10 protein-coding genes are annotated in these 11745 nt (G+C 24.6%); 6 read left to right on the top strand and 4 right to left on the bottom strand.

What is annotated here, in order from left to right:
• Positions 1–2: 2 nt before the first annotated feature.
• Genes leuC through leuB form a run of 3 tightly spaced genes read left to right on the top strand, consistent with a single transcriptional unit; the run spans position 3 to position 3035 of the window.
• Entirely contained in the window at positions 3–1406 is a 1404-nt protein-coding gene (gene leuC / locus STAT_RS02820; RefSeq protein WP_119305750.1) for a 3-isopropylmalate dehydratase large subunit, read from the top strand.
• Entirely contained in the window at positions 1381–1980 is a 600-nt protein-coding gene (leuD, locus tag STAT_RS02815; RefSeq protein WP_172548540.1) for a 3-isopropylmalate dehydratase small subunit, read from the top strand. Before leuC ends, leuD begins: the two co-directional genes overlap by 26 nt.
• Positions 1977–3035 (top strand): 3-isopropylmalate dehydrogenase, encoded by a 1059-nt coding sequence (gene leuB / locus STAT_RS02810; protein WP_119305746.1) that lies wholly within the window; start codon positions 1977–1979, stop codon positions 3033–3035. Before leuD ends, leuB begins: the two co-directional genes overlap by 4 nt.
• Here the strand turns inward: leuB and STAT_RS02805 are convergent.
• Both STAT_RS02805 and STAT_RS02800 read right to left on the bottom strand, forming a co-directional pair.
• Positions 3029–5689: a PD-(D/E)XK nuclease family protein gene (locus tag STAT_RS02805; RefSeq protein ID WP_119305745.1), complete on the bottom strand. Its 2661-nt coding sequence runs from the start codon at positions 5687–5689 to the stop codon at positions 3029–3031. The two genes, leuB and STAT_RS02805, sit on opposite strands and share 7 nt — an antisense overlap.
• Positions 5670–6611: a bifunctional riboflavin kinase/FAD synthetase gene (locus tag STAT_RS02800; RefSeq protein WP_119305743.1), complete on the bottom strand. Its 942-nt coding sequence runs from the start codon at positions 6609–6611 to the stop codon at positions 5670–5672. The genes STAT_RS02805 and STAT_RS02800 overlap by 20 nt, the downstream gene beginning before the upstream one ends.
• Positions 6612–6688: 77 nt before the next feature.
• Here STAT_RS02800 and atpD point away from each other — a divergent pair, with 77 nt between their 5' ends.
• Both atpD and STAT_RS02790 read left to right on the top strand, forming a co-directional pair.
• Positions 6689–8197 (top strand): F0F1 ATP synthase subunit beta, encoded by a 1509-nt coding sequence (gene atpD, locus STAT_RS02795; RefSeq protein ID WP_119305741.1) that lies wholly within the window; start codon positions 6689–6691, stop codon positions 8195–8197.
• Between the two features lie 11 nt (positions 8198–8208).
• A complete protein-coding gene (locus tag STAT_RS02790; RefSeq protein WP_119305739.1) occupies positions 8209–8439 on the top strand; it encodes a F0F1 ATP synthase subunit delta/epsilon in 231 nt (76 codons plus the stop codon).
• On the opposite strand, the gene pdxA is transcribed toward STAT_RS02790, so the two are convergent.
• The gene (gene pdxA / locus STAT_RS02785) at positions 8434–9474 is read right to left on the bottom strand and encodes a 4-hydroxythreonine-4-phosphate dehydrogenase PdxA (RefSeq protein ID WP_119305737.1); all 1041 of its coding nucleotides are present in this window, start codon (positions 9472–9474) and stop codon (positions 8434–8436) included. The genes STAT_RS02790 and pdxA overlap by 6 nt on opposite strands.
• Positions 9475–9526: 52 nt before the next feature.
• Between pdxA and STAT_RS02780 the strand changes: the two genes are divergently transcribed.
• Entirely contained in the window at positions 9527–10132 is a 606-nt protein-coding gene (locus STAT_RS02780) for a riboflavin synthase (RefSeq protein ID WP_119305735.1), read from the top strand.
• 21 nt (positions 10133–10153) lie between these two features.
• On the opposite strand, the gene STAT_RS02775 is transcribed toward STAT_RS02780, so the two are convergent.
• On the bottom strand, positions 10154–11734 hold the full coding sequence (locus STAT_RS02775) for a phosphoenolpyruvate carboxykinase (ATP) (RefSeq protein ID WP_119305733.1): 1581 nt from the start codon (positions 11732–11734) through the stop codon (positions 10154–10156).
• Positions 11735–11745 lie beyond the last annotated feature (11 nt).

Below are 11745 nucleotides of genomic sequence, written 5' to 3'. Positions count from 1 at the left end.
CGATGGCAAAATCATTATTTGATAAAATTTGGGAAGAACATATTATTAAAAAACTAGAAAATGAAATATATGTTCTTTATGTAGATAGACATTATATACATGAAGTAACTAGTTCACAAGCATTTTCAGAGTTAAAAAAAAGAAATTTATCTATTTTTAACCCTAATCAAATCATAGCAACAGTGGATCATAACGTTCCTACAATTAATCAACATTTGCCTATTTCGGATTCTTTATCTAGAAGACAAATTAACTTATTAACAGATAATTGCAATAAATATGGAATCAAATTATATGGATTAGGAAATAAAAATAATGGAATAGTTCATGTAATTGGTCCTGAATTAGGTTATACTTTACCTGGAATGACCATAGTTTGTGGAGATAGTCATACTTCTACTCATGGTGCTTTTGGCAGCATAGCATTTGGAATTGGAACCAGTCAAATTACCATGGTTATGGCTAGTCAATGTTTATTGTTATCTAAACCTAAACAAATGAAAATTCAATTAAATGGATATTTAAAAAAAGGAGTAACTCCAAAAGATGCAATTTTGTATATCATATCAAAATTAGGAGTGAATGCTGGAGTTGGTTTTTTTATAGAATATACAGGTACCACTATTAAAAAAATGAGTATGGAAGGAAGAATGACAATTTGTAATATGAGTATTGAAATGGGAGCAAAAGGTGGATTAATCGCTCCAGATAAAATTACTTTTGATTATGTAAGAAAAAGAAAGATGTTCCAAACATTGGAAAAAATAAAAAAAAAAAAAATCATAGAATATTGGAAAACTTTAAAAACCGATAATAATACAGTATTTGATCAAGAATATGTATTAGATGCTGAAGATATTGAACCTATGATAACATATGGAACAAACCCTGGAACGGCAATTAAGATATATGAGAAAATTCCTAAAATAAATATAGATCATAAATCTATATATTATATGGGGTTATCAATAGGTGAATCTTTGATAGGAAAAATGATAAATTACATTTTTATAGGGAGTTGTACTAATTCTAGAATAGAAGATTTAAGATTAGTAGCATCTATAATAAAAGGAAAAAAAAAAGCGGATCATGTACAAGTAATGATTGTTCCTGGATCAAATCAAGTTGTTAAACAAGCTGAAAAAGAAGGATTAGATAAGATTTTTAAAGACTCTGGATTTGATTTTCGTCAACCAGGATGTTCTGCTTGTTTAGGAATGAATGAAGATAAAATTCCTTCAGGAGAATATTGCGTTTCTACATCTAATAGGAATTTTGAAGGAAGACAAGGGACGGGATCTCGTACTTTACTTGTTAGTCCCTTAACTGCAGCTATTATAGCTATTAAAGGTAAAATTGTAGATATTAATAAATATATTCATGAAAAAATTTACGATGCTAATTAGTCAGGCTATTCCATTACCTATAGAAGATGTAGATACGGATCAAATTATACCTTCTCGTTTTTTAAAAGAGATTAGACGTGAAGAATGTGTAAAAAATATTTTTATGGATTGGCGTCATCAAAAAGATGGATCCTTAAATAAAAAATTTATATTAAATAATTCTAATTTTCATGGAAAAATTCTTTTATCAGGAAAAAATTTTGGTTGTGGGTCTAGTCGTGAACATGCTGTATGGGCTATTTTTGATTATGGATTTAGGGTAATCATATCTAGTTTTTTTGCTGATATTTTTAAAGAAAACGCATTAAACAATGGATTACTAACTGTAGAAGTACCCGAATGTTTTTTAAAAAAATTATTTTATACAGTTGAAAACGATCCTAAAACCAGGATAAAAGTTGATTTAATTAATCAAAAGGTAATAAACCTAAAAACAGGAGAATTAGAAAAATTCTATATCCATCCATATAAAAAAAATTGTTTTATTAATGGATCTGATGATATAGATTTTTTAATTTCTATTAAAGATGATGTAAAAAATTTTGAAAAAAATAGGAAATTTTTTTTAATATGATAAAAAGTATTTCTATAATAGAAGGAGATGGTATAGGTCCTGAAGTGATCAAACAAACCATAAAAGTATTAAATTCTATAGCCAAAAAATATGGGCATAAATTTCATTATAAAAATTTATTAGCTGGATCTAAAGCTATAGAAAAATTTGGAGATCCTATGCCAGAAGAAACCATAAATCATTGTTTAAAAGCAGATGCTGTTTTATTTGGTTGTATAGGAGATCCTAAATATGATCATAATCCAAAGGGAATGAGACCTGAAGATGGATTATTAAAACTAAGAAAAAAAATGAATTTATATTGTAACATTCGTCCTATATCCATCTTTCCTAAACTAGATAAATCTCCTATAAAGAAGGAATTATTAAATAATGTTGATTTTATTATATATCGTGAATTAACGGGAGGCGTTTATTTTGGAGAAAAAGGTCGTTATAAAAATGGAGATAAAGCTTATGATCATTGTATTTATTCTAAAAAAGAAATTGAAAAAATTGGAGAAAAAGCTTTTAAAGCTGCTCTTTTTCGTAAAAAAAAAGTAACATTAGTGGATAAAGCTAATGTATTAGAAACATCTAGATTATGGAGAGAAGTTATTAAAAAAATTTCATTAGATTATCCAAGTATTGATTTAGATTTTTTATATATAGATAATGCATCTATGCAAATTATTATGAATCCTAAAAAATTTGATATCATATTAACGGATAATATGTTTGGAGATATTCTTTCGGAAGAATCAAGTGTTTTAACAAGTTCTTTAGGTTTGCTTCCTTCGGCATCTATAGGAGATGATAAATCTATGTTTGAACCTATACATGGATCTTATCCTCAAGCAGAAGGAAAAAATATTGCAAACCCCTTGGGTTGTATTCTTTCAGGTTCTATGATGTTAGAATATTTTGGTATGTATAGGGAAAAAAATCTTTTAGAAGAAGCTGTAAAAGATTCTATTGAAAAAGAAATCTGTACACCAGATATTATCGATTCAAAGTTATCCTCTACTACTGAAGAGGTAGGAGATTATATAAAAAAATATATTATTCATCAATAAATTTTTTCTATAATTGGAATATTAGGATCTAGAAGATCAAAAATTCTTTTTTTAAGAAATGGTAGAACGTTTATTTTATAATCTTCATATGTAATATCTATTTTTTGAATAGGAAAAATATTTATAATAGGAATTTGTAATATATTTCCATTCATTTCTGGAGAAATAATTCCTATGATAGGAGATTTGTTTTTACTCTTTTTTTTAAAGATAGAAGATTGAAACCATAAATAAACATAAATTAATAATTGCATGGTATTTACATAATTTTTATCATAAAAAATATTTTCAATATTTTTTAAAGAAATATTGATTTTTTTAATTCTTGAATATCCAATTTTATAATCAAGAATACGAATCTTTCCATCGTATTCATCTATACGATCTATAATTCCGTGTAATTTTATTTTTTTTGATCCTATGTTTAATATTGCATATGCTTTTTTTTCTATTTCTCTTATAAAAATTTTATGTCCATGTCTAATAAATTTTTCATCCCATGAAATAAAATTTTTTACATAATTTTTTATAATACAATAAAAAAACATGTTATTTCCTTCAATGATTTCTTTTTTTTCTAAAAAAACTTTTTTTATGATAGATTCATAATTTTTTTTCATTTTATGAATAGAATCAATAGTTATCAAATTTTCTTTTATGGGATCATATAAAATTTTTAATATTTTATGAATAATTTTTCCTATTTTTTTTTTGTGAGATATTTTTTCTGGATCCTTTAAATTAAGAATTTTCTTATAATAAAATAAAAGAGGATTATAATTATATAAATGAATAGAAGAAGGGGATAATCCTTTATTGATTAGTTTATGTAAACATTGAATTATAGATTTAGTTTTATTAATTACAATAGGAAGTCTTTTTGAATTTATAGGAAAAAATGGTTTTTTTATTTTTTCTATCGGAATTTTGGAATTTATTTCTATTCTATGAATAAAGCGACTTCTTTCTCCAGAATTAATCTCGTCTGGTTGATCTTTATATATTAAATATGTTTTTTTTGAAAATTGAACAATTCTCGTTAAATGATGAAAATAAAAATTTTCGTTAAAATTATTCTGTAATTTTTTTTCTTTTTCAAAGGGAATAAAACAAGAATCTTTATCATTATAATTTCTAGGAATCACTCCCTCATTAAAAGAAGTAATAATCACAACATCAAAATTTTCTAAAAAAATATCTGTAAAGCCTGTAATATACAATCCTCTTCTATTTTTATGTATATATCGTATATTTTTTGTATGAGAAAATTGTTCATATATATTAAAAATATCATTTATCTTTAAAGATAAATTTTTAGTTTTTCTAACTATAATCTTTAATTTTTGTATATAAAATTCTAGTTTAGAAATAAAATTTAATTCTAAAAAATGTTTTTTTCTATTTTTTAAAAAAAAATTTTTAAATTTTCTAATAAAACTAATAAGACTTGCAAGAATCATTTTGATATCATTAGTTTTGATTTCAAAAATAATCGACAAGTCATTTCTATATAAATATTTTTTTATTGTATTGTCGAAAACAAAATCCGAATCATTTTCTATATTTAGCTTTTTTAAAATTAGATTTTTTTTTAAAAAAAATTTTTGTATATATCCATTAGATAAAACTTTGATTACATCTTTTTTAATAAATTTTTTGAATTTATTTTTTTTTAATAATAGTTGGAATATAGAATAAAAAGTATAATAAATAGGAATATTATTCAATGGAAAATCTATATTAAAAAATATACCAATTCCTAATTTTTTTATAGAATATGCCAATGGCATAGTCAAATTTTGGTCTCCGGGAATTATGAGTATTTTATTAGGTTTTTGATTTTCTTTTATCAATTTGCATATAATGTTCTTTACAATTTTCACTTGTTCTATTTCTTTTGAAACACCAATTATTTTTAAATTTTCATTTTGTAAAGGTATTTTTGAATTCGAAATATTTTTTTCATTTAAAGAATTTAAAGTAAAAATTGAAATATTTTTTGCACATAAATCGTATACTAATCCTGTTTGAATAATTTTTTTGGTAAAAATTTTTTCACATTGATTTAAAAATGCAATATTTTGAACAAGAAATAATACAATTTTTGTATCTAAATTTTTAGATAAAAAAGAATCTAAACAAGAGATAGCTTTTTTGAAAAGCATTCCATGATAAGAGAATCCTTTTTTTAAAAGTTGAGATTGTAAAGTATAATAGGACTCTTGAATTTTTTCCCAAAAAAAAGTTTTTTTTTGGGGAAAAAATTCAAGAGTCCACTTATTTATCCTTTCTGTAGAAATAACAGAAGAAAAAAAATCTTCAACATTGACCATATTAAAATCCATATTCTGAAAATTATTTAATATTTTAGGTCCCCAATCAAAAAAATCGTAGGATTTTTCCTCTATAGAAAAATCATCCTTTTTTAAAATAGAAAAAAAATAAAGTAATATTGAATGATAGTCTAAAATTTTTAGTCCAGAAATAATTTCAAAAAATTCCTCTATTGTAAAAAATTTAACTTCGGTACTAAATTTTGAACTATATTTATTCTTAATATATTCTATAATATTAGAATCTTTTGATATAAAAACAGTTTTATAATTTAAATTTTTTAATATAGAGTTAATAATTTTATCTAATTTTTTTTTCACAAGAAAAAAATTTCTGTATATTTATTTTGTCCATGCATATCTGTTTTTTTAATTCTTGTATTGAATTAAATTTTTTTTCTTCACGTATTATACGAATCATTAAAATATCTATTTTTTTTCCATATATATTTTCGAAAAAATCGAATATATGCACTTCTATTTTTATTTTTCTATTTTCTTTTTCTAGAGTAGGGTTTATTCCTATATTTAACATTCCCAAATACATGTTATTTAAATAATTAATTTTTACAGCATAAACCCCTTGTTTAGGAATCAGTTTTTTAGAATCTATTTGTAAATTTGCAGTGGGAAAATTAATCATTTTACCTATTCCTTTTCCTTCTATAACATTTCCGGATAATGTATAAAAATATCCCAAAGCTCGGTTCGCCCATTGTATATTTCCTAATAAAAGAGACTCACGTATATGAGTAGAACTTACTATTTTTTTTTGAAATTTATAAGGATTTACTTTATAAACTTTTATTCCATATTTATGAGATATTTTTTTTAATTCTTCGTAAGAAGAGTCTCTATTTTTTCCAATAATGGAATCATATCCAGTAATGATTTTTCTAATTTTAGATTTAGGATGTAAAATTTTTTTTAAAAAATCTTTTGTTCTTAATTTTGAAAAATTAGTAGTAAAAGGATGAACTATCAAGTGTTCTATTCCTGTTTTTTTTAAGTTATATATTCTTTCAGAAAGAGTATTTAAATAAAAAAATTTTTTATTAGTATTTAATATTTCTTTTGGATGTGGATGGAAGGTGAGCAAAACAGAACAATATTTTTTTCTAGATCTAAGAATTAGATTTTTAATAATTTTTTGATGACCTATATGAACTCCATCAAAAATTCCAAGCGTAAATACACATGGATCAAGAGAAGAAAATTCATTAATCAATGAATAAATTTTCAAAATTTTTTCTTTTTTTTCTTTTACATTTACAATTGCAAATATAATCGTACCAATATTTAAAAAAAAGGAATTTCATAATGCATAAAAAAAAATTTAGGGGGGTTATTACTAAAATTATAGGACCAGTCATCGATGTTTTTTTTAAAGAAGGATCTTATCTTCCTAAGATTTATGATGCTTTAGAAGTACATTCCTATGACAAAAATAAAGTTGTATTAGAAGTACAACAACATATAGGAGACCGTCATGTTCGTTGTATATCCATGGAAGTAACGGATGGATTAAAAAGAGGTCAAGAAGTTTATGCTTTAGATAAACCAATTTGTATTCCTATAGGAGAATCTATTAATGGTAGAATTTTTAATGTTTTAGGAGATTGCATAGACGGATTAGGAGATATAGATAGATCTAAAACTAAACCAATTCACAACGAATCTCCTTTGTTTGTGAATTTATCTACTAATACAGAGATTTTGTATACAGGAATTAAAGTAATAGATTTAATAGAACCTTATCCTAAAGGGGGGAAAATTGGATTATTTGGTGGAGCAGGAGTTGGAAAAACTGTATTGATACAAGAATTAATCAACAATGTTGCAAAAAATCATGGAGGAAAATCTGTTTTTGCAGGAGTTGGAGAAAGATCTAGGGAAGGAAACGATTTACTAAGAGAAATGCTGGAATCGGGAATTATAAAATACGGTGAATCTTTTATGGAATCTATGAAAAAAGGATATTGGGATACTTCTAAAGTAGATAAAAAAACTTTGAAGGAATCTAAAGCTGTCTTTGTTTTTGGTCAAATGAATGAATCTCCTGGAGCTAGAGCAAGAGTTGCTTTATCCGGATTAACATTGGCTGAATATTATAGAGATCAATATGCAGAAGAAAAAAAAGGACAAGATGTTTTATTTTTTATAGATAATATATTCCGTTTTACTCAAGCTGGATCAGAAGTTTCAGCGTTATTAGGAAGAATTCCTTCATCAGTAGGATATCAACCTACTTTATCTTCTGAAATGGGAGCCATGCAAGAAAGAATTACTTCTACAAATACGGGTTCTATTACTTCAGTACAAGCCGTTTATGTTCCTGCAGATGATTTAACCGATCCTGCTCCTGCTATCACATTTTCACACTTAGATGCAACTACAGTTCTTTCCAGAAAAATCGCTTCTTTAGGAATTTATCCTGCAGTAGATCCTTTAGATTCCACTTCATGTATTTTATCTCCAGATATAATAAATGAAAATCATTATAATTGTGCACAAAGAGTAAAAGAAATTTTACAAAAATATAATTCTTTACAAGATATTATAGCCATTCTTGGAATAGAAGAATTAAGTGAAGAAGACCAACTAATAGTTTCTAGAGCGAGACGTATTCAACGTTTTTTATCTCAACCGTTTCATGTAGCAAAACAATTCACGGGAATAGAAGGAGAATTTGTAAAAATTGAAGATACTATAAAAGGATTTAATATGATAATAAATGGAGAATTAGATGATATTCCAGAATCGGCTTTTAATTTAAAAGGAACCATTGAACAAGTTATAGAAAGTGGAAAAAAAATGTTATCGACATAAATAAATTTATTATGAGAATAAAAATTCTTAATTTTCATAAAATTTTATACCAAGGAGATATAATTTCTATTACAGCTCCTGGAATACAGGGATATTTTCAAATATTGAAAAATCATGCTCCATTTATTTCCATATTAATGAATGGAAGTTTAAAATTAGAATTAAAAAATATAAAAAAAGAAATTAAAATAGAAAGTGGAATTTTACAAGTAAAAAAAAATATGATTATTGTAATTTTATGATAATTTTGATGAATTGAGTTTCATATATTCTTTTCTATTTTTAAATATTTTTATAGCATTAAAAATCGCTTCTTCAAAGGAATTTTCATTGGCTATTCCTTTTTTAGCTATATCATAAGCTACTCCATGATCAGGAGATGTTCGTATGTGAGAAAGGCCAGCTGTAAAATTTACCCCTTGATTAAAAGTTAAGGTTTTAAAAGGGATTAATCCTTGATCATGGTACATTGCTAAAACACCATCAAAATTTATATATTTTTGATTTCCAAAAAAACTATCTGAAGGATAAGGACCAAAAATTAACCACCCTTTTTTTTGAAAAAAATTATCAATTGCCGGTTTAATTTTTGATTTTTCTTCATTTCCTATTAATCCATTATCACCTGAATGAGGATTACATCCTAAAACCGCAATTTTAGGTTTTTCTATAGAAAAATCAATGATAAGAGATTGATGTAAAATTTTAATTGATTTTATTATTTTTTTTATAGACAACTCTGAACTCACCCTTTTTAAGGGTAAATGATTAGTTACTAAAGCTATTTTTAAAATATCGTGAATCATAAACATTAAAGGTTCTCCCTCTAGAACGTTTTTTAGATATTCAGTATGTCCAAAAAATGAAAAATTTTTGAAATTCATAGATTTTTTATTAACAGGAGCTGTTACAAGTACATCTATTTTTCCTTCTTTTAAAGCTTTTACAGCTGTTTTTAAAGATGAAAATGGATATTTTCCTGATTCTGGATGATTGATTTTTATAGATTCAAATTTAATATCTTCTTTCCATATATTGAATACATTTATTTTATAATCAACAACTTCTTTGAAATTTTTAATCTCTCTTATGTTATTAATTTCCATATTTAAAATTTTTTTATAAAAAAAACATAGTTTTGGTGATCCAAATAATATTGGAGTAAAAAAATCTAAAATTTTTTTCTTACAACAAACTTTCAGGAAAATTTCAATTCCTATTCCATTAATATCACCCGTAGTAAATCCAACTTTAATTTTTTTTTTTCTATAATTCATAGAATAAAATATTATTTATTTAATTAATTTGATAAAAATTATAAAAATTAGCATGTTTACTGGAATCATAGAATGTACTACAAAAGTACATCGATTAATTTATGAGAAAAACAATCTTCGAATAACTTTTAATAATCCATTTTCAAAAAATAATGAAATTCAAGTCAATCAAAGTATTTGTCATAATGGAATATGTTTAAGTATCATAAACATTAATAAAAAAACTTATTCAGTCATAGCTTCTGAAGAAACTTTATTATGTACTAATTTAAATTTTTTAAAAATTCAAGATGAAGTTAATTTAGAAAGAGGAATAAAATTACATGAAAGATTAGATGGACATATAGTCCAAGGACATGTAGATACAATTGCTATAATTATTAAGATTGAAAATAGAAATGGAAGTTGGTTGTTTTTTTTTAAGTCTAAAAAAAAATTAAATGATAAAATTGTAAAAAAAGGTTCTATTGCTATTAATGGAGTAAGCCTTACTATAATAACATGTAAAAATCAATATATTTTTAACGTTTCTATTCTTCCTTATACTTATGAAACCACCAATTTCCACCAATTGAAAATTGGTGATATTGTAAATTTAGAATTTGATATTTTAGGAAAATATATTAAACGATCAATTCAGCAATACTTGGAAAAATAAATAATAGATAATAAAAATATATTATTCCAAAATAGGTTCTCCATATAAAATATTTTTGTCTATATATTTTCTATATTTATCAAAATGTTGAATAAATTTTTTTGCAAGTATTTTGACCTGATTTTTATATATTTTTTCATTTTTCCATGAATTTTTTGGATTCAAAATATTAGAAGATACTCCTGGACAATGCTTTGGAATTTTGAAATTAAAAATAGGATATTTCTCATAAGGAACTTTTAATAAAAAACCGTTTAAAACATTTTGTATTATTCTACGTGTATCATCTAGTTTAATTCTTTCTCTATAGAAATCTTCTCCTGATATCGATCCTGTATTTACCATCCAGACATTTATTTCAGTATTTTCTAATTTTTTCATAAACATTTTTGTATATTGAACGGGATGCAAAGGCATAAATGGAGCTCCAAAACAAAAAGAAAAAGTTGATTTTGGGTTTTGAATATTCAATTCAGTACCTGCTACTTTAGATGTATATCCTAATAAAAAATAATAGTAAGATTGTGCTTTATTCAGTTTAGCTATAGGCGGAAGAACTCCAAAAGCATCATATGTTAGGAAAAAAATGTTTTTTATATTAGAAGACAATAGTTTTTTTTCAATATTTTTTATGAAATAAATGGGATAGCTTATTCTTATATTTTGAGTTATAGTATCATTTAAAAAATCTACTTCTCTAGTTTTTTTTTTGAAAGAAACATTTTCCAACATGGCTCCTTTTTTTATAGCATGATAAATCATTGGCTCATTTTTTCTAGAAATTCCCAATATTTTAGCATAACATCCTCCTTCAAAGTTGAAGACTATATTATCATAGGTCCATCCATGTTCATCATCTCCAACTAAATTTCTATTGATATCATTAGAAATTGTAGTTTTTCCTGTTCCGGATAATCCAAAAAAAATAGCCGTATCTTTTTTTTTTATTCCTACATTTGCGGCACAATGCATAGGAAAAACATTTTTATTAGGAAGTATAAAATTTAGAACAGAAAATATAGATTTTTTAATTTCTCCTGTATATCCGGATCCTCCAATTAGAATTATTTTTTTAGAAAAATTTAAGATAGAAAAATTTTTATTTCGTGTTCCATCTTCTATGGGATTTGCTTTAAATCCTGGAGCACAGAATAATAACCAATCTGGTAAAATTTTTTCCAGTTTTTGAAATCTTAAAAATAAATTATGAATAAATAAATCAGACCATGGATATTCACTAATCGAACGAACATTTAATTGATAACGTTTGTCAGAACAAAGATATCCATCTCGAACATATATCGTTTTTCCCGATAAATATCGGGTTACTTTTTGATATAAACAATCAAATTTTCCTGAATCAAAAGATTGATTATTTTTTTCATCCCACCAAATTTTTTGTTCTGTAATCTTATCTTTTACAATAAATCGATCTTCTGGTGATCTTCCAGTGAAAGAACCTGTATTTATAGTTAAAACTCCTGAATTCGTTTCTATTCCCATTTTTTTTCGAATAATAATTTTTTGTAGCGCATATGGCGTCAGTTGCCAATTGAATGAAGAATTTAAAATTCCATATTTTTTTATAGAAAAAGAGATCATATATTGTGTAC

This window comes from Blattabacterium cuenoti STAT (assembly GCF_003573915.1).
Classification (GTDB): Bacteria; Bacteroidota; Bacteroidia; order Flavobacteriales; family Blattabacteriaceae; genus Blattabacterium; species Blattabacterium cuenoti_A.
The sequence above is the reverse complement of the archived record's forward strand: the minus strand, read 5'-3'. Positions and strand labels throughout refer to the sequence as shown.